General features: G+C 56.1%; 19 protein-coding genes and 1 other annotated feature. Of the genes, 8 read left to right on the top strand and 11 right to left on the bottom strand.

Annotation, left to right across the window (positions count from 1 at the left end):
* Positions 1-324: 324 nt before the first annotated feature.
* The 3 genes from fdhD (at position 325) to AC3Y2E_RS18395 (ending at position 3,536) form a co-directional block, all read left to right on the top strand.
* Positions 325-1,143, top strand: a complete 819-nt coding sequence (fdhD, locus tag AC3Y2E_RS18405) for a formate dehydrogenase accessory sulfurtransferase FdhD (RefSeq protein ID WP_379212855.1) — start codon at positions 325-327, stop codon at positions 1,141-1,143.
* A 15-nt stretch (positions 1,144-1,158) separates the two neighbouring features.
* On the top strand, positions 1,159-2,169 hold the full coding sequence (moaA, locus tag AC3Y2E_RS18400; protein ID WP_379212853.1) for a GTP 3',8-cyclase MoaA: 1,011 nt from the start codon (positions 1,159-1,161) through the stop codon (positions 2,167-2,169).
* Positions 2,170-2,282: 113 nt separating this feature from the next.
* The gene (locus tag AC3Y2E_RS18395; RefSeq protein ID WP_379212851.1) at positions 2,283-3,536 is read left to right on the top strand and encodes an MFS transporter; all 1,254 of its coding nucleotides are present in this window, start codon (positions 2,283-2,285) and stop codon (positions 3,534-3,536) included.
* 223 nt (positions 3,537-3,759) lie between these two features.
* Here the strand turns inward: AC3Y2E_RS18395 and AC3Y2E_RS18390 are convergent, their stop codons facing one another.
* Positions 3,760-4,335, bottom strand: a complete 576-nt coding sequence (locus AC3Y2E_RS18390; protein WP_379212849.1) for a hypothetical protein — start codon at positions 4,333-4,335, stop codon at positions 3,760-3,762.
* 269 nt (positions 4,336-4,604) lie between these two features.
* Between AC3Y2E_RS18390 and AC3Y2E_RS18385 the strand changes: the two genes are divergently transcribed.
* The 3 genes from AC3Y2E_RS18385 to AC3Y2E_RS18375 all read left to right on the top strand — a co-directional run bounded on the left by AC3Y2E_RS18385 (position 4,605) and on the right by AC3Y2E_RS18375 (position 8,615).
* Positions 4,605-6,800, top strand: a complete 2,196-nt coding sequence (locus tag AC3Y2E_RS18385; RefSeq protein WP_379212847.1) for a GAF domain-containing sensor histidine kinase — start codon at positions 4,605-4,607, stop codon at positions 6,798-6,800.
* The gene (locus AC3Y2E_RS18380; protein ID WP_379212845.1) at positions 6,797-7,456 is read left to right on the top strand and encodes a response regulator; all 660 of its coding nucleotides are present in this window, start codon (positions 6,797-6,799) and stop codon (positions 7,454-7,456) included. Before AC3Y2E_RS18385 ends, AC3Y2E_RS18380 begins: the two co-directional genes overlap by 4 nt.
* Positions 7,457-7,763: 307 nt before the next feature.
* A complete protein-coding gene (locus tag AC3Y2E_RS18375; RefSeq protein ID WP_379212843.1) occupies positions 7,764-8,615 on the top strand; it encodes a helix-turn-helix domain-containing protein in 852 nt (283 codons plus the stop codon).
* 490 nt (positions 8,616-9,105) lie between these two features.
* On the opposite strand, the gene AC3Y2E_RS18370 is transcribed toward AC3Y2E_RS18375, so the two are convergent.
* The 7 genes from AC3Y2E_RS18370 to hprK all read right to left on the bottom strand — a co-directional run bounded on the left by AC3Y2E_RS18370 (position 9,106) and on the right by hprK (position 17,263).
* Positions 9,106-9,873 (bottom strand): HAD family hydrolase, encoded by a 768-nt coding sequence (locus AC3Y2E_RS18370; RefSeq protein ID WP_379212841.1) that lies wholly within the window; start codon positions 9,871-9,873, stop codon positions 9,106-9,108.
* 51 nt (positions 9,874-9,924) lie between these two features.
* The gene (locus tag AC3Y2E_RS18365; protein ID WP_379212839.1) at positions 9,925-10,689 is read right to left on the bottom strand and encodes a response regulator transcription factor; all 765 of its coding nucleotides are present in this window, start codon (positions 10,687-10,689) and stop codon (positions 9,925-9,927) included.
* A gap of 112 nt (positions 10,690-10,801) precedes the next feature.
* On the bottom strand, positions 10,802-11,677 hold the full coding sequence (locus AC3Y2E_RS18360) for a carbohydrate ABC transporter permease (RefSeq protein ID WP_379212837.1): 876 nt from the start codon (positions 11,675-11,677) through the stop codon (positions 10,802-10,804).
* Positions 11,678-11,695: 18 nt separating this feature from the next.
* Positions 11,696-12,595 (bottom strand): ABC transporter permease, encoded by a 900-nt coding sequence (locus AC3Y2E_RS18355; protein WP_379212835.1) that lies wholly within the window; start codon positions 12,593-12,595, stop codon positions 11,696-11,698.
* A gap of 117 nt (positions 12,596-12,712) precedes the next feature.
* Positions 12,713-14,299 carry an extracellular solute-binding protein gene (locus AC3Y2E_RS18350; protein ID WP_379212833.1) on the bottom strand — a complete coding sequence of 529 codons (1,587 nt, stop codon included), beginning with the start codon at positions 14,297-14,299 and terminating at the stop codon, positions 12,713-12,715.
* A gap of 112 nt (positions 14,300-14,411) precedes the next feature.
* Positions 14,412-16,061, bottom strand: coding sequence for a sensor histidine kinase (locus AC3Y2E_RS18345; RefSeq protein ID WP_379212831.1), 1,650 nt, complete (start codon positions 16,059-16,061; stop codon positions 14,412-14,414).
* A 263-nt stretch (positions 16,062-16,324) separates the two neighbouring features.
* On the bottom strand, positions 16,325-17,263 hold the full coding sequence (hprK, locus tag AC3Y2E_RS18340; RefSeq protein WP_332070263.1) for an HPr(Ser) kinase/phosphatase: 939 nt from the start codon (positions 17,261-17,263) through the stop codon (positions 16,325-16,327).
* A 651-nt stretch (positions 17,264-17,914) separates the two neighbouring features.
* Here hprK and serS point away from each other — a divergent pair.
* Positions 17,915-19,204: a serine--tRNA ligase gene (gene serS, locus AC3Y2E_RS18335; protein ID WP_379212828.1), complete on the top strand. Its 1,290-nt coding sequence runs from the start codon at positions 17,915-17,917 to the stop codon at positions 19,202-19,204.
* Between the two features lie 89 nt (positions 19,205-19,293).
* The gene (locus tag AC3Y2E_RS18330; RefSeq protein WP_379212826.1) at positions 19,294-20,070 is read left to right on the top strand and encodes a Cof-type HAD-IIB family hydrolase; all 777 of its coding nucleotides are present in this window, start codon (positions 19,294-19,296) and stop codon (positions 20,068-20,070) included.
* A gap of 125 nt (positions 20,071-20,195) precedes the next feature.
* Here AC3Y2E_RS18330 and AC3Y2E_RS18325 read toward each other — a convergent pair whose 3' ends face one another.
* From AC3Y2E_RS18325 to AC3Y2E_RS18315, 3 genes are all read right to left on the bottom strand, one after another.
* Entirely contained in the window at positions 20,196-21,728 is a 1,533-nt protein-coding gene (locus AC3Y2E_RS18325; RefSeq protein ID WP_379212824.1) for a 2-isopropylmalate synthase, read from the bottom strand.
* Between the two features lie 94 nt (positions 21,729-21,822).
* Positions 21,823-22,053: a binding site (T-box leader), on the bottom strand.
* Positions 22,054-22,162: 109 nt separating this feature from the next.
* Positions 22,163-22,993 (bottom strand): GNAT family N-acetyltransferase, encoded by an 831-nt coding sequence (locus AC3Y2E_RS18320; RefSeq protein ID WP_379212821.1) that lies wholly within the window; start codon positions 22,991-22,993, stop codon positions 22,163-22,165.
* Positions 22,878-24,062, bottom strand: coding sequence for a GNAT family N-acetyltransferase (locus tag AC3Y2E_RS18315; RefSeq protein WP_379212819.1), 1,185 nt, complete (start codon positions 24,060-24,062; stop codon positions 22,878-22,880). Before AC3Y2E_RS18315 ends, AC3Y2E_RS18320 begins: the two co-directional genes overlap by 116 nt.
* Positions 24,063-24,140: the final 78 nt, after the last annotated feature.

The following is a 24,140-nucleotide window of genomic DNA, read 5'->3' as shown; positions in this document are numbered from 1 at the left end:
TGTTATTTTTAAGGAACGTATTATAATAAAACAAGCGAGGAAATACCACGGCATATTTTATGTTCCGCATGAAGTGTTTCTGGAGCACGGGAACGCTTTATACCCTTCCCAACGTTTGATTGATTTCCCTAACGATCGTGTAGGGAGGTTAACCAGCAAGAACAGACTCTCCCGAATGATGAGTTTGTTTGATGCTGGTTTTTTCATACATAGAACCCGACAGGCGTGCAGCAATCCCCTCTCAACTCTTCTTGAGCTGTACGATCCGAAGGCGTTGTGTTCGTCTGACCGCAACCAAATACGGCAGTAAGGGATGTGACAGATGTGAATCCGGTCGAGAAAAAGCGTGAGATTATCCGCTATCATCGCGGAGCCATCGAGCATGTGCAGGACCCGATCGTGACCGAATACCCTGTTACCATCAGCATCGATGGCGAAGAGTTTGCAACCATGGTCTGTTCGCCGGAATACATCGAAGATATGGCCGTCGGTTTTCTGGCTTCGGAAGGCGTCATTCAGCACTATGACGACATTGACGAGATCTCGTTTGATGAGAGTGCCGGTTTCGTCCATATCCATACCCGAAGAAGAAATGAGTTTTATCAACTATTCCACTCGAAACGATACATTACCTCCTGCTGCGGAAAAAGCCGGCAAAGCTTTTATTTTATCAACGATGCCAAAACGGCAAAAGTGATCACAGAAACCCAGGTGACTTTATCGTTCGATGATTGCTTTCGTTTCATGGAATTGCTGCAAAGCTCGGCAGAGGTGTTCCGGAATACGGGAGGCGTCCATAATGCCGCGCTGTGCGATAAACAGGGGATTGTTTTATCGAGGATGGATATTGGCCGGCATAATGCGCTGGACAAGATTTACGGACATTGTTTAAAGCATCGCATTCCGTTGCAAGGGAACATGATCGTATTCAGCGGGCGCCTCTCATCCGAAATCTTATTAAAAGTCGCAAAAATCGGGTGCGAGGTCGTGTTATCCAAATCCGCCCCGACAGAGCTTGCTCTGCAATTAGCGGATGAGCTGGGGATCACGACGGTCGGGTTTATCCGCAATCATTCCTTAAATGTCTATACCCATCCTTATCGAATTGAGGAGCTGCATTCGAAGGGACGATACTCAACATAGATTGGGGTGAACACCATGGAGCATCAACTCCTGGACCTGCGGCAACGTCCGTTACGGGACTTGCGAATATCCGTTACGGACCGGTGCAATTTTCGATGCCGGTATTGCATGCCGGCGGAAATTTTCGGACCGGAGTACGAATTTTTGCCTAAAGACCGCATATTGAGCTACGAAGAGACGACCCGCCTGGTCCGGATTTTCGTTTCCTTGGGCGTCAAAAAATTGCGTATTACAGGCGGAGAACCTCTGCTGCGGAAAGACCTCCCTGCTTTACTCCATCGGTTGAACCAGCTTGAGGGGGTGGAAGATATGGCGCTGACCACCAATGGCGTCCTGCTCCCCCAATATGCCAAAGCGCTTCGCGATGCGGGGCTAAAACGGGTCACCGTAAGCCTTGATTCGCTGGACGATCAGCGATTCCGTCTGATGAACGGCGGCAGAAGCGGGGTTCAGCCTGTGTTGGACGGCATTGAAGCGGCCGTGCAGGCAGGGATGAAAGTGAAAATCAATATGGTGGTGCAAAAGGGGATCAACGATCAGGATTTGCTGCCGATGGCCGCTTACTTTCGGGAAAAAGGGCACATTCTGCGGTTTATCGAATTTATGGATGTCGGCAATACGAATGGATGGAAATCGGATAAGGTCGTGACCAAAAAGCAAATCCTCGATATCCTTCAGGAACGGATGCCGCTAGAACCTGTGGATGCCCGGTATAACGGCGAGGTAGCTTCACGTTACCGTTACAAAGGGAGCGAGGACGAAATCGGAATCATTTCGTCTGTCAGCGACGCTTTTTGTTCGACGTGCACACGCGCCAGAATTTCTGCCGAAGGAAAGCTGTATACTTGCTTATTTGCTTCCCGGGGCCACGATCTGTGTACGCGGCTTCGATCGGACCAGACGGATAGCGAAATCGGCGCGTACATCGAGCATATATGGAAGGCAAGGTCAGACCGCTATTCGGAAGACCGAATGACGAATTCGCACACTTCGCCGAAAATTGAGATGTCGCATATCGGGGGGTAATCCATACTCAGCGGCAAATCCGGCGATGGCCCGCTACCGCTTCTATGCAAGATCGTATCGATCGATTATGATAGTCTAATCGAACGATTCGTCTAGGAACGGAAGTGAACGGATTGACCGACAATGCTGCAAACGCAAACCAAAAACCGATTACGATCGTCTCCATCGTCACCGCCTTCTGCCTGCTCGGCGACTCGATGCTGTACGTCGTATTGCCGATATACTGGCAGGAGGCGGGGCTGACTTCCTTATGGCAAGTCGGAATTTTGCTCTCGATCAACCGGTTCGTCCGGCTGCCGCTGAATCCGCTGATCGGCTGGCTGTACCATTCGATGCCGCTGCGAACCGGTCTGATCGCCGCCGTCTTGCTCGGGGCGCTGACGACGGTCGGCTACGGGATGTTTCAGGGCTTCGCCGCCTGGCTCGTGCTGCGGGCCGTCTGGGGGATCGCCTGGTCGCTGCTGCGGATGGGCGGTTATTTGACCGTTATCGCCTATTCCGATCATACGAACCGCGGTCACCGAATGGGCCGGTACAACGGAATCTCCCGGATCGGCAGCCTGTTCGGGATGCTGCTCGGCGGCGTGCTGGCGCCCATCGTCGGGCTTCAAGCGGTATCCGTCGCCTTCGGCGTCCTGGCGCTGGCCGGCTTGCCCGCCATCCTGACCTTGATGCCCAAAAGCGGTCACGCCGCTCCGGCGTCACGCTCCAAGACCGGCTCTCCCGCCCCCGAAGCCGGTGCGGAGCCCCTATGGTACAAATCCCGCGCCGTGCGCAAAGCGGTCGCAACCGGCCTGATCCTGGCGGTGCTGCAATCGGTCTTAACCGCCACGCTCAGCCTCATCATCGATACCAACTATCCGGGCACTCATACGCTGCTCGGCATCGTGCTAGGCGGCACGGCGCTCGCCGGCGTCCTGCAGGCGATTCGCTGGACGAGCGAGCCGCTGCTCGCTTCCTGGTTCGGGCGGCTGTCCGACGGCCCGCGCGGACGGCTGCCGCTGTTCGCCGCCGCACTCGCCGCTTCGGCCGCCGGCTTCGCGCTTATGCCGTGGCCGCTGCCGATCGCGCTCTGGCTCGCTGCCGTGCTGCTCGTCATGATCGCCGGGACCGCCGTCTCGACGCTGATGGACGCGCTCGCCTCCGATGCCGCCCGATCGGCTTCCGTCGTCGCCGTCATGACGGCCTACTCGGTCGCGACCGACCTCGGCTCGGCCATCGGGCCGGCGCTGTCGTACGCCTTGGCGGGCTGGGCCGGCGGCTTGACGCCCGCATATCTCGGCTGCGCCGTCGTCTTCGCGGTCGTCGCCGCCTGGCATATGCCGCGCCGGAGCCGCGCCGCTGCGGATGTGGCGGGATCGGCTTAGCCGTCTCCCGCAACGCCGGATCGGTGGCGCCCCCTGCACGACAATCGGGGGTGTCCCGAAAGTTCTCATGACAGGGAACGTCCCCATTTCCAATCGAAAGGACCTCAAATTCCGCGGTAATGCGGAAGCAGAGGTCCTTTTTCTGGAGGAAATCCCGTTCCAGGCGGAGCTCACAAAATCGCAAAATGACTATGGAGCACCCCCATTTGCTCAAGTATTATCGTTACATCTTCAGACCTTCTGCATGAACGCCAGCCGTCTTCTTGTTCAGCCTATCCGCCACGATGCAATATCCCATCCCCACATAGGCCAGTCCCCAAACCGCGGCAAACCACTGATTGTCTTCCAGAGGAAGGAACATCGACAGAACGATCGCCAGCTGCAGCCCGGCGACCCAGCGCGGAAAAACGCGGGCCCGGAACGTCAAATAGGCGAAAACAAGCGTACCGCCCAGAAACCCTGCCATCGACACCACACGGGATATCGTGACAACCGGACCGTCCGGCATCTCCACATGGCCGCCGAATACGAAAACCGTCCAGACCATCGCCGTCGTTACGATATTGCCGATAATGATGCCGAGTGTCGCAAGCAGTCCGATCCCCCCCGTCTCCTCCGATTGGACCATATAAGTAACGATGGTGCCTACCGACATTAAAATACAGGCGATCAATCCGAAAGTCAGCTCCTGCACGCTGTCCGTCCCCCAAATGATAGCCGTCGGGGTCATGCCGATCCGCGCGATTCCCGCCAGCACACAAATCCAGCCCAGCGTTTTTACCAATTGTCCCAAATTCATTCGCTTCATCCTCCACTCATCTGATCGTGTCGCTTCGGTACCGATCATAACGTGCGGGAATTCCTCCGGGGCAGAGCAGCGGTTCCCGACGAGCGCAGGAAAAACGGTGTGCGGTTTCGGGAAAATGCTTGACCCGAACGGGAAAATGATCCGGCCCCATATTCAGGAAGCGGGGGAGGCGGCTATAATGAAAACAGAAGCTCCAATCACCGCAGACCATCCTAATCGTCCATATACGAAATTCACATAACCGGGAAAGAGGTATCTTCATGAAACCGGACGTTCACCCGCCCGCCGGGACCGCTTATGCGAGCCATCGCCATAACCGGTTATCGCTCGGCCTGCAGCTCCTTGTCCTGACCTTCGCTCTGATTACGATCGGCCTCTACTTGAGCAGTATCCCCGGTTACTACACAGCACTCGTAACAAGCTGCATCCCGGAAGGCTGCGGCAAATCCGTACCGGCGATGCCGATCGACGGAGACGGCTTGTCTTTGGAAACCTATGCGGTGCTGTTCGTCCTCATCGATGTGGGCTTTACGTCCGTCTTTTATATAACCTCCGCCGTCTTGTTCTGGAAATGCCGGCGGGAACCGCTCGGCCTGCTCGCCGCCATTGCGATGGTTTCCTTCGGCACCTCGTTTCCCTCCTTGTTCGTCGTCGCTTCCGAGGATTCGGCGGCCGCGCATTTGTGGTTTATGATCGTCTCGATGGTCGGCTGGATTTCGCTTGCTTTATTTATTTTCTTATTTCCGAACGGGCGTTTCGTACCCCGGTGGACCCGGTTCTTTTTTGTAGTGATCGTCCTGATGGATGCGGTCATCCTGATGTTCGACGGAAAGATGTGGGAGAAGCTGAACGTCCCGGTATTCATCCAGTTTTTGTGGTTCGTATCGTTTACGGCGGCTATGATCTATTCGCAAATATACCGGTTTCGCCGAGTATCCACCCCTGCCGAGCGTCAGCAGACCAAATGGGTCGTCTACGGGGTCTCCGTCGGCTTCGTCGGCTTTATTGCGATGAGCCTTTTGTTCGATCCCAGTATGCACGACGGTTCCGCGATGACCTATGTGGTGCTGAACGGCGTGCTGCATCTGGTTCTGCTCGCGATTCCGGTTACGCTGATGACCGCCGTGCTGCGCAAAAAGCTGTGGGATATCGATCCTTTGGTGAACCGGACGTTAGTCTATGCGGCCCTTACGGTTTGCGTTGTGCTGCTGTACACGGCCGCCGTATTTTATCTGAGCCGGGTATTCCAGACGAAAGATCATTTTCTCGTCTCCCTGCTTGCCACCGCCGTCGTCGCCGTCGCCTTCGCGCCGCTGAAGGAGTGGCTGCAGCGCCAAATCAACCGGCTTATGAAAGGCAGGCACGACGATCCGTACGCCGTCTTGATCGAGCTGGGCAATCGGCTGATGCGTCCGGCCGAGCCGGATGCGATGCTGAAGGCCGTCGTCGGGACGGTCAAAGACGCGCTGCGCCTACCTTATACCGGCATCTCCATCGGCGTGGACGGGCAAGAGACGATGATCGCCTCGGAAGGCGAGCCGGTATACGAGCTGCACGCGTTTCCGGTTATTCACCGGGGCGAGGAACTCGGGACGCTCCATATCGCCAGCCGCTCTCCCGGGGAAACGTTCGGCGCCGAAGATATGAAATTTTTGGAGGTGCTGCAACGCCAGGCCGGGCCGATTCTGGAAAATGTAAAAATGACGCTCGGGATGAAGCTCCTGGTCGCAGATTTGCGGGATTCCCGGGAAAAGCTCGTATTGGCCCGGGAAGAGGAGCGGCGGCAGCTGCGCAACAACCTTCACGACGATCTCGCTCCGCGGCTCGCGGCGCTCGCTCTGAATGCGGCGGCGGCCCAAAGCTATGTCGAGAAGGAACCGGCGGCCGCGATCCGGATGATGGCCGAGCTGCGCCTGGTCATTCGCTCCACGGTGGAGGAGATCCGCACGCTCGTGCACGAGCTTCGTCCGCCCACGCTGGATGAGCTGGGGCTGGCCGGTGCCATCCGGGAACGAATCGCCGAGCTGTCCAAGCCGGCGATGCCGATGGACGGCCGTTCGGAGGATGAGCCTCTCCGCATCCGGCTTTATACGCCGCCGGCGCTGCCCGTTCTGCCTGCAGCCGTCGAGGTGGCGGCTTACCGGATTGTCAGCGAGTCGCTTGCCAATGTGTTGAAGCATGCGCAGGCAACGTCATGTACGGTGAGACTCGACCTTTCCCCGTCCAGGGAGCTGATGATCGAGATCGCCGATAACGGTAAAGGGATGTATGCCCGGTCCCCGCTGGCGGAGCCGGGAACGGTGTCGGCAGCGGGTGCGGGTTCCGGTATCGGTCTCGGGTCGATCCGCGAGCGGGCGGCCGAGCTGGGCGGGCGCTGTACGATCGAGCAGCCGGATTCGGGAGGAACGCGGATTGTGGCCGTTTTGCCATTGCAGGGAGAGGAGAAAACTCAATGAATATTATAATAGCGGACGATCATCCTCTGTTTCGCAGCGGGGTGCGCAACCTGCTCCGCACGACGGAGGATCTGGTTGTGGCGGGTGAAGCTTCGACCGGCGACGAAGCGCTGGAGCTTACGGCCAAGCTGGACCCGGATCTGATTCTGATGGATATCCGGATGCCGGGGATAAACGGAATCGAGGCGACCCGGCTGATCAAAGAAAAGCATCCGCGTACGGAGGTGCTGATTCTGACGATGTTCCGCGACGACCAGTCGGTCTTTACCGCTATGCGCGCCGGGGCCAAAGGATATGTGCTGAAAGATGCGGACGAGATCGAACTGCTCCAGTCGATCCGGATCGTCGGCAGCGGCGGAGCGGTGTTCGGCTCGGATATCGCCGGGCGGATGATTCACTATTTTTCCGCCTCGCAATCGAAGGAGCCGCCCGTACATCCCGCTCTGTCCGAGCTGACCAAACGGGAAATGGACATATTGGAGCATATAGCCGAGGGGTACACGAACGCCCAAATCAGCGCCAAGCTTGCGATTAGCGCCAAAACGGTCGCGAATAACGTCTCCACGCTGCTGAACAAATTGCAGGTGATGGACCGCCATGAAGCCCGCCGTCTGCTGCTGCAGGTCAGGGAGGGAGCCGAGCTGCCGGACATGTAGCGGGTCGTCAACCGAGGCGTGCAAACCCGTCGGCAAGCCGGGCACCGGGCACTTCCCGCGCGGAGGGCACCTCTATTCATTTGCCGTTCGATCTGGTCAAGCCTCATGGTCTCTGTTATGATGATTAGTAAAAATACGTATAATAACAGTGAAGATCCACTAATTTATCTCACAGAATCGATATATCTTGTCCTTAAAGTGCGAGTTCAAAAAGTCCAGTTTTCAGCACCGAGAAGATGGGATGAAGCTAGGAAATGAGGAGCGGAGTGCCAGCTTTTGTGAGGACCGGAAGCAGGGAGGCGGAGCGATGAGCGAGACGTACGGAGAACGGCTGAATCTGGTTCCCAAACCGTTTTATATTCACAAAGTACACCGGACCACCCCGTTTAACATGCCGGCGAATCACTATCACGATGCTTACGAGATCTACTACATGCTTTCCGGGGAACGATATTATTTCATCAAAGACCGCACGTACCGGATCTTGCCCGGCGATCTGGTGCTGATCGACAAGTACGTGCTGCACAAAACGCAAACGATTACGAAAGAGCATGAGCGTGTGCTGATCCAATATCACGACGGCCTGATCGACCCGATCGCGGGCAGCTCCGGCTGGGACCCGAAGCCGATCTTCGATACGCCGGTGCTGCGGCTGAACATCAAGCAGCAGGCCGTAGTCGAGGGGCTGATCGACAAGCTGCTGGAGGAAAGCAAGTCGCCAACGCCGGAAAGTCCGCTTTACGTCAAAATTGCGCTGACCGAGCTGCTGCTGTTCGCCGGCCGGTGCATCCGCGAGCAGACCGGCTCCCCGCTTCGCGCCGAGCCGGACAATCCGATGTTCGAGCGGGTGTCGGGCGTCGCTGCCTACATTAACGAGCATTACGCCGAGCCGCTGTCGCTTACACTGCTATCGGAGCTGTTCCATATTAATCCGCATTATTTGAGCCGTATCTTCAACAAAGTGACCGGCTTTTCGTTCGTCGAATATGTCAACCTCGTCCGTCTGAAGGAAGCCCAGAAGCTGCTCGTCGCAGGGGACAAAAACGTAACGCAAATCGCGGACTGCGTCGGCTTCGAAAGCTTGTCGCATTTCGGGCGGGTATTCAAGGCGGCCATGGGGATGAGCCCGAAAGATTTCCGCAAAAAGTTCGGGAGCTGATGGGGCAGACAGGGGATACTCGGGAATTTCAGCGGCGGGAACAGCCGGGCAACAGCGAACTTAACTCCCCATGCAGCCTGTGAAGCTCCTTCCGGAAGTTTTACTTCCGTTAACTGTTGATCGCAGCGGGAAATCAAAGCATAGCGGAACAATTGGTTCCGTTATTTTCATTGATAATAGCTGCATCCCCATATAAATTCGAAATAACGGAAACCATCCTTCCGCTATAACGTGAAAGTTACGTACCTTACGGGAATAACGGAAGCCGCTCTTCCGCTACACCCGAGAGTCACCATCGATTCCGGCCCCTATCGCGATGGAGAAACCACATCCAAGTTTTGGACTTGGGACTCTCCACCGCTTCAATCTGCATTTCATCCACTGCCGCACCTCGGGCGCATCGCATCCCGATCCTAAAGAAGACGCATTCCTGACCGCTGGGATTAAAGCGGCCATAAATGCGTCTTCCTCGGGTCCGACGGCTGCATGTTCAATTATCTGATACGGAGACAGCTCCGGCATTGCACTCCATCACGTATTGCAATAGCTGTGCGACGCCGTGCTCCTCGTTCGTCCCGGTAACCCGGAGCGCCGTCCGTTTCACTTCCTCCTGCGCGTTGCCCATCGCGACGCCGAGTCCGGCCGCACGGATCATCGACAGATCGTTGCCGCCGTCTCCTACGGCGACGGTCTGCTCCAGACCGATGCCGAGCAGCCGGCACACCTGCTCGAGACCGCTCGCTTTCGTGATGCCGGCCGGACTCAGCTCCAGATTCGTCTCGTTCGAGCTGGTCACCTCGATCTCCCCATCCAACGCGAGCCACTGGCGAAGCTCCAGAAGCTTGGCCGGATTATCGCTGGCATAACCGACCTTCAGCCATACGCACTCGTCCCATTCCGGCTCGGCCCAGCTGCTCCGCGTCATAAGCCCGTCCGTCGTATAAGCCCAGTACCATACGTCCTTGTCGCGGCCGGACCGGATGAGCCGCCGGACCGTATCCGGCGCAAGCGGATAACGCGCATGCAGCTCGTCCGGCGACCGCCACACTTCCGCGCCGTTGACGGCGACGATCGGAGACGTCAAACCCAGTTCGTCCGTATACGCGCGAATGTTTTGAATGCCCCGGCCCGTCGACACCATCACGGTGATTCCGCTGGCCGCAGCCTTCGCTATCGCTTCCGCATTTTCTCGGGATATCCGTTTCTCGTCGTTCAATAACGTCCCGTCCATATCCAAAGCAACCAGCTTGTATCTCACAACCTCCGGCTCCTCTCTGCCGGACAGTATCCGCCCGCCCGAGGGCTCTTCTCACTCTCCGCTCTCGACGGTTTTCCGGTATTCCGTCGGCGAGCAGCCGTTCAGCTTTTTGAACGTTTTGGAGAAGTGGGTATAGTCCTCGAACCCGACGAAATGTCCGATTTCATACACTTTAATGAAAGGTTTCTGCAAGTACCGCTTCGCTTCCTTAACGCGAACCTGCACCAAATATTGAATAAACGACACGCCCATCGACCGTTTGAACAACGTGCTGAAATAGTTCGGGGAAATGCCGAAATGATCGGACACCTGTTTCAGTGAAAACTCGGGATCGGCATAACGCTGCGCGATCAGAGCCAGCGCTTCTTTCATCATCGGATGCTTCGGCTGGCCTGCGGCTCCATCCTCATCCGTCGCATAGTCGAAACTCGCGGCCGTCCGCCGCATCAGACGATCCCGTACAGTGTGCATCACGGATAGGAAATAATCGGAATCAATCGGCTTCAGCAAATAATCCGTCACTCCGAAGCGAAGCGCCTTCTGCGCGTAGCTGAAATCCCCGTACCCGGAGACGATAATAAACTCCGCGGTATGCTTCCGCTCGCCAAGCTCCCGGATTAAGGCGAGGCCGTCCATACCGGGCATGCGGATGTCCGTAATGACGATATCCGGCCGGTGTAGCTCTGCGGCCTGGAGCGCGCTTTCCCCGTCGCTTGCTTCCGCTGCGATGCAGAAGCCCGATAGTTCTGTCTCAATGAGCGCGCGCATGCTGCGCTTGGCCACACGCTCATCGTCGACGAGCATTACTTTAAGCACCGGATCAACTCCTGCCGTACGTTTGTCGTATACGTGCTGTATTCTACTAGAATAACGTCTGATCGGGCCCGGTTTCAATGAAGAGGCATGTATCGCCTGCTTGTAAAAATTGCTATTCCTTTAATGAGCCCAGCATAGCGCCCTTCACAAAATACTTTTGCAAAAACGGATATACGATTAAAATCGGCAAGGTCGAAAAGATGATCGCCCCCGCCTTCATCATCTCCGGCGTCTGTATAACGCTTGCGTCAAACATGCTGTTGTCCAGCCCGGAGTCGACCGAGCTGCTCTGAACGAGCTTCCTCAGCTTGAGCTGGAGCGGGAACAGCGTATCCGACCGGATGTACATCAGCGCGCCGAAATACGCATTCCACTGCGATACGGCATGGAACAGCGCGATCGTAGCGAGTACCGCCTTGGAGATGGGCAAAACGATGCGGATAAAGACGCTGAATTCGCCGCAGCCGTCGATTTTGGCCGCCTCGATCAATTCCTTGGACACGCCCTGGAAAAAAGTCTTCATTATAAAAACGTAATAAGCGCCCAGCGCCCCCGGAATAATAAGCGACCAGAGCGTGTTCATCATGCCCATCCCTTTAATGACAAGAAAGGTCGGGATCAGCGGAATCGGGAAAATGAAGGAAAACAAAACGAGCCTCATAATCAACGTCCGACCCGGCATTTGCGGTCTCGACAGCGTATAGGCCAGTGAAGCGGTAAGCGCGAGACAAAGCACCGTACCTGCAACCGTAATGTAGATGCTTACGCCCATCGCCCGCCACATATCGTTCATCCGGAATAAAGTCTGGTACACGTCCAGAAAAAAACCTTTCGGCCACAAATAGACGAGCTTCGCTCCCGCATAAACGGGATCGCTCAAGGAGACCGCGACCAGGTGAACCATCGGCGCGATCATCGTCAGACTGATGATCAGAATGACCGCCGAGTTAAAAAACTGGAATATCGATTCCGAACGCCTGCTTCTCATGCTGTTATCCTCCGGCTATTAATAAATGCTTTCTCCAGTCGTCTTCTGACTTACTTTATTCAAAGTGACGACCAGCAAAACGCCGATTACCGCCTTGAACATGCCGATCGCCGTCGTATAACTGTATTGGCCGCCTGTCAAACCGACGCGGTATACGTACGTATCGAATACCTCTCCGACTTCCCGGACCAGCGGGTTCAGAAAGAACAGCACCTGCTCGACATTGGCGTCCAGCAAGTTGCCGATCCGCAGCAGAAACAGCACGATAATCGTCGGCATAAGCGACGGCAGCGTGATGCTCCACATTTTGCGCCAGCGCCCCGCCCCGTCTACGACCGCCGCTTCATACAAGTTCGGGTTAATGCCTGCGATGGCGGCCAAATAAATAATCATCGACCAGCCGACTTCCTTCCAGATGCCGGCGCTGATCACGACGCCGTAAAAGTATTGCGGCTCGGTCAGAAACGACAACGGCCCGATTCCAAAGCCGGCGAGCAGGCGGTTCATCATGCCTTCGGCGGCCAGCAGCTCGACGAAGATACCTCCGACGATAATCCACGACAAGAAATGCGGAAGATACAACAGCGTCTGCATCGACCGCTTAAACCAGGTTAACCGGATTTCATTCAGGAACAGCGCCAGAAGAAGCGGAGCCGGGAAACCGAACAGGAGGGAATACAAACCGAATTTCAACGTATTTTTCAGCACCATCAGAAATTCCGGGTACTGGAACATGAAAATAAAATGTTTGAACCCGACCCACTTGCTGTGGAAGACGCCCTGGAACAAGTTGTAGTCCTGGAACGCGATGATATTTCCCGCAAGCGGGATGTACTTGAAAATCAGAAAATGAAGCAGGGCGGGCAGGGCGATCAGAAACAAAACGACAGAGTCGGAACCTTTCAGTTTGCGGAGCAAAAGCGAGTCTCCTTCCTTTAGATCGTATGCAAATTCATCTCGTATGCGGGATAATGGGTAAAAGAAGGGAGGCCCCTCCAGAACCGCAACTGCGTTGGAGCCTCCTGCCGCTTCCTTTTATTTCCCTTTGGAATTGTACCAGTCGGTCGCTTCCTTGATGACGGCTTCGCCGCCGCGGCTTTTCCATTCCTTCACGAACTTGTCGAAGCCGGCGTCCAGCTCTTCCTTCCCTACGACCAGCTTCACGAACGCATCGTAGAACAGCGTGTTTGCGCCCAGATTCACTTCCAGCTCCGGACGTCCGGTGAGCGACTCGAGCTGCGGCATTCCCATCGACGCATGCTTGTAGACGGCGGATTCGGCGGCTTTGTAGCCGTTTTTCATAATCTCCGCCTCCGGCACCAGCTCCATCAGCAGACCGGTATTGGAACCGGAGCCTTTCGGATTGATCGTTTTCTGGAAAAATCCGCTCGCGCCGTTTTCGGTGTTGACCGGATTGTCCGCGTCGAAGACGACTTTGCCGCCCTCTTCTTTGTAGTTGTGATCCTTGATGCCGAACGCGAAAAACTTCTTGCCTTCGTCGCTGCCCCATGCCCAGTCCAAATATTGGATCACGGCTTCGGGATCTTTCGTCTTGGACGGGATAACCCATACGAAGTCGATCTGCTCGGACTGAGGCTCGAAATAAGCTTCACCGCGCGGTCCTTTAGGCGGAGCAATCATCGTCGTCTCGGCATCCGGCTGGTTGACGTATTTGGCTTTGTCCGTAAACGACCGGTACTGGTTCGCCGCCGCGCCATAAGCCCCGTAGTACCCTTTATAAATGTCGGTCATCCGGTCGGACTGCTTTTTCGTTACGAAATCTTTATGGATGTAACCGTTGTCATACAGCTTCTTATAAAAAGCGATCGCTTCCTTCATCTCCGGCTGAATGAAGTCCGGCTCCAGCCGCCCGTTGCGCATCTGCCAAGCGTCCGGCCTTACTCCGAACGAGCCGGTGAAGACGTCGTTCCAGCCCAGATTGTCGGTGAGCGCCAGTGCATATTCGTTGTCCGGGTTGCCGTCTCCGTTCATATCGTTTTTCTTGACGCCTTCGGCGAATTTCAGGAAATCGTCCAGCGTTTTGGGCGTTTCCATGTTCAGTTTTTTGAGCCAATCCTGACGAATGAAGATTACGCGTGAAGCCGGCGCCGCGGATACGATCGGGATGCCGTAAGTAACGCCGTTTTTCTTCACTCTCGGGCTGTTCCATGCCACTTCGGGAATGCTGCTCTTCAAGTTTTTGCCGTGTTTGGCGATGAGATCATCGAGCGGAAGAAATACGTTCTGGTCAACGGCGCCTGCGTGGACGTTCGAATAAATGCTGCTCGTCATCATCAGGTCCGACATTTCTCCGGTCGCGAAGCGGAGGGACAACTGCTGGTTGTAGTCGGCGCCGCCTCCCCAGGTCAACAGCTCGTGACGGATATCGAAGCCGGATAAGCGGTTCAGCTCTTTGTAATATTTCTCTTTCTCCGCCGCCGGAGCCTGAGTGGCGAATACGTTGCCGCCGTCCGTCGTCAGCACGCGGATCGTTTTGCTCACGGCCGGTTTGCCGTCCCCGCTATCTCCGCCCGATTCCGGCTTGGAATCCCCGCACGCCGTCAGCGATGCCGACGCCAGTACGAGACAGGCCGACGCGAGCCATACTGTTTTTTTGTTCATTCTTTTTGCCGTACCTCCCCTAGGATGAATAGACCCAATTTGTTGCTCAGCCCTGATTATAGCAACGGGAGTCCGGTTTCCCCATGGTTTAATCTACGAAATTATGAGTTTTTCACTTATTTGGATGAACCGGATAAGGCAGCCGGATTTCCAGCAACGTCCCCTCCCGCCCGGAACGGACAATATGCAGCCCGTAAGGAGAGCCGAATGCGAGCCGGAGACGGCTGTGAACGTTCCATAGCCCGATGCCCGGAAAAGGCCGGGCCGATACGGGCACTTCCTGCTCGGTAATCGCTTCGAACGCGTCGTTGTACCTCGCCATCAGCTGCGGGTCCATTCCGATGCCGCGGTCCTCTACCTGAAGCGAGAAAAGCGATTCCCGGCGCACTCCAGCGACCGATAGCGAACCGGGGTGGAGACCGTTTTTCTCGTAAGCGTGGTAGATGGCGTTCTCGATAATCGGCTGCAGCGTCAGACGATACAGCGCAACCTGATCGAGGTCGGCCTCGTCCAGCCGAATTTCTACCCGCAAGTTTTCGTATCGTTCCTCCAAAATTCGTAAATAGTTGCGGATGTGCCCGATCTCGTCGCGCAGCGGAACGACGCTTTGCGGGTCGCTCACGCTGTAGCGGAACATGTTCGCAAGCTGCACCGTCATCTGGCTGATCGGCTTCGCTTTGGCCAAAATCGCGTAGGAATTAATAATTTCCAGACTGTTGTACAGGAAATGCGGGTTGATCTGTGATTGCAGCGCCTGGAACATCGCTTCTCTCTGCCTCAGCTCCATCTCTTTATGCTTCAAGCGGGACGTATGGATCACTTCGACCAGCCGCTTGATCTCCAGCAGCATTTTGTTAAACGTCAGCGACGCCAGCAGCAGAACCACCACCCCGATGACGATCGTCGCCGTGCGCAGCTGCGAGAAATTTCCGACGAGCTCGTCCAGCGGCACTTCGGAAATCATCGTCAGCCCGGTAAACTCCGACTCGCTGTACACGACGATTTGTTTTCCTTGTGCCGTCCGGTCGACGAAATAACCGTTTTGACCGGTCATGCTGCTGGTCCACGCTTCCGGAACGAGCGCCCCCCATTTGCCGGCGGCGGGATGGTAGAGGAAGCGGAACGTCTCGTCTGCGATCGCGATATTTCTCGGTTTGCCGAAGGCGGTGGAATCGTTCAGGTTCAAGATGTGCTCCAGCGAGAAAGCGAATACGATCGAACCCGCGAACTTGTACGTGACCGTATCGTAAATATTGCGATTGAGCAGCACGACCGGGACACCGCGAACCTGCTGGATGCCGACGACCTTGAATCCTTCTTCGTGATCGTCCGAATCGCGAAACGGCTGGCTCCATTCGCCGACGGAAGCATCCCCCAGCATCGCACCTTTCACCGAGTACATGAAAAAACCGACAAGCTCTTTGTTCCGGTATGCAATGCTCGGGTATAAGTCGCGGCTGATCCGTTCTTTGAGCTGAAACAGCTCGTAGGAGTTGTCAGGATCGACGGTGACGAATTCCTGGATAAGCGAATACCCCGGCAGCGTCTGCGTCTCGACCTTCATCCGCTCGAAATATTCTTCAAACCGGCCGTTCAACTGCCCGATATACGCCTGATTATAATAAATCGCGTTGCTCTCGATCGTTTCGGTCGATTTGGCGTACCAGATCCAACTGATAATTAGAAACGGCGTGCAAAAAAATACGAGGAAAAACAAGATTAACTTCTGCTTAATGGACAGCTCTCTTCGTCTGAACTTCATGTTTCCCCTTCTCCTTGATACGCGTTGTGGACTGGGCTTCATCATACAATAATGCCTTGCGCATGTATAGATCCTGTATAGGGCCGGTGGGTCTCCACCCAGAACCGATTTTCCTCATGAAAAAGGACCTCAGCCTCCACTGTACCGTGGAACTTGAGGTCCTTTCATTTGGAAATGGGGATACTGCCCTATCAAACGCACACTTTTGGGACGGCCCTCCTCCTTTAATGCTATGGCCGTTATCCCCAATTACGGCGGAGCTTTTATTTATGCTGCTGTTGCTGCTGGGTGAACGCCTCGATCCGCTGCATGAATTCCTCGGCCGCGCTGTAGCCCTGCAAGCGGAGCGACCAGTTGTTCGCGGCGGCTTCGACAAGTCCTGCGACGTCGCGGCCCGGCTGAAGCGATATTTGGATGTACGGGATGTCGACCTCCATATAGGAAGACGTCTTCGGCGTCATATCGAGGTCGTTGTACAGCTCGTTTTCCTTCCACGGCGTCAGCTCGATATCGAGCACGATCCGGGTCTCGTCCTGGAATGCCCCCCGGCCGTAGATCCGGGCGACGTTAATCAGGCCGACGCTTCGCAAGGCGAGAAACTCCTTCGTCTTGCCGTCATGCGTGCCGATAATCGTCTCCGGACCGATTCTCCGCAGGACGACGGCGTCGTCGGCGACGAGCCGGTGGCCGCGGCGGATCAGCGACAGCGCCGTTTCGCTTTTGCCGATTCCCGATTTGCCGCGAAGCAGAATCCCGATGCCGGCGACGTTCACGCAGACGCCGTGCACTTGAATTTCCTGAGCGAGCATCTTCGTCAGGAAAACGTCCGCCATGCCGATCCATTTGGTCGTCTGCTCCGCCGTGCGCAGCAGCGGGATGCCTTCCCGCTCGCAATGCGCGATCAGATAACGCAATCCTTCCATTTCCTGGTTCCAGGTTACGACGAAACACGGCGGGTGGTATTGTACGACCGAGCCGATGCGGGAATCCCGCTCATCTTCGGTCTGTTTGTGTAAGTATGTGATTTCTTTGCGGCCAAGCACCTGCACCCGCTGCTGCGGGAAAAAATCGAAATACCCGACGAATTCGAGCCCTGGACGGTGAACCCGGGATTTGCTGATCGTTCGGTGCAATTGCGAATGCCCGGCAAGTATTTCCAAGTGAAATCGGTTGACTAGATCTTGGACGGTGATGGATTTCATAGAGCCGCTGCACCTCTTTCTATCGTTATATTCACAGCTTGATCGGAGCGGAAGCTGTATTCATTATGCCCGCTTCCCCGATTTGTTGCAAGCGTTTTCCCAGGGGTTGTTCCGCTGTTTTGTCAGCCGTTATATATACGCTGCGCCCCTATGGCAGTTTCGCTTCAAAGTTGAATCTTTTGTGTCCAAAATCAAGGGAGCGGCCGGTTGCCGAAGCGAACCCGGTATCGATCGGCTGACTGACGCGTTGAACTTCATCATCGCACCGAATGCTCATCACCATTTTATAGGAAAACCGGCGGCCGTTCCAGGCAATCCGGCATTGACAGTGGAAGGCGGATGCAGTACAATATTTCAAAATTAAACAAACGCATTAGGCCGATGACGAGAATCCAACTCGGAGGCGTTTGCGACCGGGACTTCATCCGGGTCTGTTTCGTTCGAAGCAGCTCCCCGATCTTGCGTATCGGACCCGATTCCGATACGGCCGCATGTCCTCTAAGCATACCGGGAACCGCCCCGTTACCGCGGAACCAAGCGGACCGGGCAACCGGTCAAATTGGGTGGCACCGCGGGTGTAAAGCGCTCCTCGTCCCAAATGACGGGGGCGCTTTTTGCATTTTTTCGGACAACGAAAGGACGTGGACCACTATGCTGGACATCCGGTTTATTAGGGAGAATCAGCTGCAGCTGCAGCAAACGGCCGAGCAGAAACGAATCGAAGTGTCGATCGAAGAGCTGCTTCGAACGGATGAGGAACGAAGAAAAATGCTGGCCGAAGTCGAACGGCTTCGCCAGGAACGCAACCGGCTGTCGGAGGACATCCCCCGGCAGATGCGCGCGGGCAACAAGACCGGGGCCGAGCGGTTGAAAGAGCAGGCGAAAGCCGTAGGGCTCGAGCTGGCGGAGAACGAGCCGGTGCTCGCCGGGCTGGAGCAGCAATTTCGCAGGCTTATGCAGCTCGTGCCGAATATCGTATCCCCGGATACGCCGGTGGGAGCGACGGATGCGGATAATGTCGAGGTCAAACGAGTCGGCACGCCGGCAACATTTGCTTTCGAGCCGAAAGATCATGTGACGCTCGGGGAGATGCTGGGGCTGATCGATATTCCCCGCGGGGTCAAGACGGCCGGAAGCCGCAACTATTATTTGAAAGACGCGGGACTGCACCTGCACCGCGCCGTTCAGCAGCTGGCGCTCGATCTGCTCGTACGCAAAGGCTTTACCGTTATGGACGTGCCGCTGCTCGTCCGTGAAGAAACGTTAAACGTCGCCGGATTTTTCCCGGGTGGTCAAGAGCAGACGTTCCGGCTGCCGGAAGACAACAAATGGCTGGTCGGTACATCGGAGGCGTCGCTGATCGGTTATTACGCCGATGAAATCGTGGACGTCGCCGAGCCGATCCGGCTGGCCGCCGTCTCGAACTGTTTCCGCCGCGAGATTGGCTCGGCCGGACGGGATGTGCGCGGGCTGTACCGCGTCCACCAATTCGCCAAGGTGGAGCAGGTGATCTTGTGCCGGGGAGAGGACGACGTCTCGGAACGTATGCTCCAGGAAATTACCGGCAACGCCGAGGAGCTGCTGACGATGCTGGAGCTGCCTTACCGCATCGTGGCCGTCTGTACCGGCGACATGGGGCAAAAAAACTACAAGCAATACGACATCGAGACCTGGATGCCGAGCCGGGACGGCTACGGCGAGACGCATTCGTCGTCCAACGTGCGCGAATTCCAGGCGCGCCGCGCCAATATCCGGTATCGGGACGAGGACGGCAAGCTGCAAATGTGCCATACCTTGAACAATACGGCCGTCGCATCGCCGCGCATCCTGATCCCGCTGCTGGAAAATCACCAGCGCGAGGACGGCTCGATTTATATTCCGCCGGCGCTGCGGCCGTATATGTACGGGATGGAAGCGATTGAGCCCAAGCCGCAGCTGTAAAACGATACCAATACGTAGCAAGATGCTCCGGGGAAGGCCGATCGGCCTCCTCCGGACCCTTATAGGAGAACAGGAGAAGAGAAGCGCTCATGTCTTATCAAATCGTATTTTTCGATATCGACGGCACCCTGGTCGATGAACAGAAACAGATTCCGCAGGATACGGTCGACGCCATACGCGAGCTGCAAAGCCGGGGAATCGAAACCGTCATCGCGACCGGAAGAGCCCCTTACTTTTTCACCCCCTTGGCCGAGAAGCTTGGCATCGACTCTTACATCAGCTTAAACGGCGCATATGTGGTCTATAAGGGGAAGCCGATTTTCAGCAGGGAAATTCCGCGAGAGAGTGTCGAACGTTTCGTCGGCGTTGCCGCCAAACACCGGCACAGCCTCGTTTTCGAAGGCCATGACGCCTTCTATACGAACAACGAAGCCGATCCGTTTATGATCGAATCCGTCACCTCGCTGCGGGTCGATCTCCCCGGGCATGACCCGGATTTCTGGAAGAAGCAGTCGATCTACCAGCTGTTTCTCCACTGCGAGACGGCCGAGGAACCGTTGTACGACCAGGCCGTTCCGGGACTGAAGCTGATCCGCTGGCACGAGAAGGCGATGGACGTTATCCCGGACGACCGCTCCAAGGCGCAAGGGATTGAAGCGTTTCTGGCCCATCTAGGGATAAGCCCCGAAGCCGCGGTAGCGTTCGGTGACGGTCTGAACGACAAAGAAATGCTCTCCCTGGTCGGTCTCGGAATCGCAATGGACAACTCCCACGAGGAATTGAAGCCGTATGCGGACTACGTCACAACTCATGTGGACAAAGGCGGAATCCGCAACGGATTGAAATATGCCGGACTTATCGGGTAACTCCTCTTTCCAATGGCCGGACACCGCCTCGCGAATAAGCCCGGTCCCATCATCCAAACAAACAGAAAGAGCCTTGCCGAAATCCGTTTCGGGGGCTCTTTCTCATTTCGTCCGCAGGACGTCGATCAAGCTTTGACCAGTTCCAGCACGATCGCGTTGATCCCGTTCAGGAAGGCGTTCGCGCTTGCTTTGATAATATCGGTGTCCATCGCGCGGCCCGAATACGTCTTGCCTTCGTATTCAATCCGGATGTTGACCCGGCCGATCGCTTCCTTGCCCCGGGACAAGCTGTTGATTTTATAATCTTTGAGCTGCACGTCCAGGCCGACGAGCGATTTAATGACACTGTACAAAGCGTCGATCGGTCCGTCCCCGACACAGCTGCCGACGATCGACTCCCCGCCCTTTTTCAATTTGACCGTTGCCGTAGGCGTCTGATCGCTGCTGATGACCTGGAACGATTCCAGCATGTACAGCTGGCTTTCGCTTTGCTCGATCGTTCGGTGATTGGTCACCAAATAAAACACGTCATGATCGTACACTTCTTTTTTGGCATCGGCGAGCGTCAGGAACTTCTGGAACAGCTGCTCGAAATCCGCTGCGTCGGACGTGTCGAAGCCCATCTTCTCCACCGCATTTTTGAAGGCGTGGCGTCCGGATCGGGCCGTCAGGATCAGCTCCATGCTTTCGGCGCCGACGTCCTCTGGCGACATAATCTCGTATACCTGCTTATCTTTGAGCAGACCGTCCTGATGGATGCCGGACGAATGCGCGAAGGCGTTCTCGCCGGTAATCGCTTTGTTCACCTGCACGTCGAGTCCGGTCAGATGGCTGACCAGCCGGGACGTCCGGAGCAGCTCGGTCGTCTTGATATCCGTGCGGCATCGGTAGAACGACTCCCTTACCTTCAGTCCCATGACCACTTCCTCAAGCGACGTGTTGCCCGCTCTCTCGCCCAGCCCGTTGATCGTGCACTCGACCTTTTCGGCGCCGTTTTTGATCGCGCTCAGCGTATTGGCCGTCGCCATCCCGAGATCGTTGTGGCAGTGAACGCTCAGAACGACCTTATCGTTCAAGTTTTTCAGTCTGTCGTTGATTTTGCGGATCAGCTCGCCGAATTCCTCCGGCACCGCAAAGCCGACCGTGTCCGGCACGTTGATCATCGTAGCTCCCGCTTTGACGACGGCCTCGATTGTGCTCCACAAATATTCGAATTCCGAGCGCGAAGCGTCCTCCGTCGAATACTGCACATGAGGAAGCAGCGTTCTGGCGTATTTGACCGCATCGACGCCCATTTGCATAACGGCATCCTTGGAACGATTGAATTTTTTCTCCACGTGAATGTTGGAGGTGCCGAGCACAATATGGATCAGCGGATTTTGCGCCAGCTTGATGCTTTCGTAGACGGCGTCGATATCGCTCTTCACCGCCCGGCCGAGTGCCGTAATCGAGACGCTGTCGCCTACGCTGCGGGCAATTTCCTGGACCGCCTGAAAATCGCCGGCAGACGATGCCGGAAATCCGGCCTCGATAATATCCACGTTCAGTCTCTTCAACTGCTGGGCGATTTCCAATTTTTGCTGCATATTTAATTTCGCTCCCGGCACTTGCTCTCCATCGCGCAGCGTAGTATCCAGTACGATAATTTTACGGTTCATTGGGGTTTCCTCCTAAGCGTGTTTGGTTAGTAAGTAGGTACAGCGAGGTTGATTAAACCCGGAATTTAATCAACAAAAAAACCCCGTCTCTACGTATAGAGACGAGGTTGAACTCGCGGTACCACTCTAATTCATTTCATGGGAAATGATCTTCTTCGATGGCCATCACCATCTATCCCTGTAACGGGGGAAATCCGTCTAGCCCTACTTGATTCGGGCAGCCGTTCATAGACGAGTTCGAAATGAATGTCACTACCGTTTCGCACCGGCCAACGGCTCTCTGAAAGCTCTTTTCATTTCTACTATTTCTAATCGCAACATTTGGCGTATTTATTTATTGGTTATTATATGCCACATTAAATGAAGATGTCAACATCGCATTTCCTTCGTTTTTCATCTTTTTTGCTTACGACTCTCGTTCCTGCCGCCGATCGTCATCCCATCGTCCAGATCGCCCGCAAATACGCAAGCTTCAAACCGGCCCGCTCCATATTGCGGCAACTGCCAGAGCCGAAAGACGCCTGAGCGGCGACGAACCGGGCTCCGCAGGAAGCGGCCGTCTCGATCCGTTTGCGCAGCAGTCCGGCGTGCAGTCCCCGGCCGCGGTAGTCGGGCAGCGTGGCGGCCAGCGTGAAGGAGGCGATATCCCCCTTCACCCGCATGACCGCCACTGCCGCAGGAACCCCACCTGCGAAGCCTAGGAAAAACCGCCATCCTTCCCGTCCGAACAATACGCGATTGTTCGCCGCGATCGGCGCCGCCCCGTCAGACGGCAGCCCGAAGCCGAGACAGTGGATGTGGCCGTAGATATCGAATTCATCGCCGTTCATCTCCCGGAACGTCACTTCGCCGTCGTCCTGTTTCGGATCGGCAAGGGCCGAGATGGAATGGGCTTCCGCCGTCTCCGCATACAGCGCTGAATGAAATCCGGTTTGCATCAGGCCATGTGAGGCCAGCTCGTTGGCCAGCTCCGCATTGAGCTTCCCGGGAATGATCCGCACCTCGAACTTCCGGTTGCGCTCGCGGTAATAGTCGACGATGGAGCGAACGACTCCCGTATCCTCCGGACCGATCCCGCACACGGCATTAAACGACGTCCAGCCCATCGTCCGGCTGTAGACGGCAGTACAGCCTCCGAACCGCTCGATCTCAATCCCTTCCGGGTTGCCTTCCCGGCTGCGGATCGCTTCCATCCGGTCCACCAGCACCCCCGTCTCCGCCGCTTCCAGCGCTTCCGCCAACTGGCCGCTCATCGTTACGCTCACCTTCTTCTCCTCCTGTCCGCCCGCCGTCATCCCTTACAGCTGCCGATCCGTCTCTATAGGCATCGACAAAGGCTTGCATCCATTCGCCTGCGCGTTCCCTTTGCCCGTTCATCCGCTCCAGATCGTCCGGGTCTATGTCAAAATACGTACCGTTCATTAATCCCAATAATGCGTTATAAGGTACCGGTTTGCTTAAACCCAGCTTTCGGGAGAAGGAAGCGAGCTCATAGGCCAGCTGTGTTGGAGTGATCCGCACATGCAAAAGAATAAAAACAGGATCGGCTTCTTCGCTTCCGTCCGCTGCGGGTGCCGTGTCCGGCAAACAATCGAAGTATGCGGCCGCCCTCTCCTCAATCCGGCCTATATGCGCTCCGATCCGGACTGACGCCTCCAGATCGCGGTACAACTCGATCTCGTCATATCCGACCAGAAACGAACGTTGCTCCGCACGCCACTCAGCGAACAGGTCTGATTGCAGCACCCGTTCCATCGCCTGCTCAGGCGTACAGCCTTCCTGAAAAAGCTGATTCGTATAATCTTGAATCCGATTATGAACCGCCCAATCGGCCTCGAACTTTGCCGTCTCTTCCGGAGTCGGCTCCGGAGGAGGGTCCGTGATCCATTTCCCGTACATGACAGTTGAAATGCCGCTGTTTGTCTGGCGGTCGAACACTTCGTATCCGCTGCTTGCAAACAGCTCCTGAGCCGCAGAAGGACGGTCCGACGTTTCCGCGCAGACGATCCGGTAACCCAGCTCCCGTCCGCGCTCCTCCAGCTTGCCCAGCAGGCGCCCGCCGTACCCTCGCCGCTGCAGCTCCGGCTGTACGCCCAGCCGCTTGATCTCACCTACCGCCGGGTTTTTGATGCAGATCGCGCCCGTCGCTGCGACGGCGCCGTTCTCCTCGCCTACCCAGAACTCCGCGCCTTCGGCCAAACAGGTTAGCTCGATATCGGGCCAACTATCGCCATCCGAGCCGAGATTCACTCCTGCATCCGCCTGTCCGGCGAGAGCTTCGTGCAGCCGGATCACTTGCTCCCGGTCCGAATCGACATACAAACGCAGCTCCATGGCCGCCCTCCTATTCCGAACTTCCGGAAACCCGATCTGTCCCCGGCCCCTCCTCTATGATTCGCCAATTCTGTTATG

This window comes from Paenibacillus sp. MAH-35 (assembly GCF_058135425.1).
The sequence above is the reverse complement of the archived record's forward strand: the minus strand, read 5'-3'. Positions and strand labels throughout refer to the sequence as shown.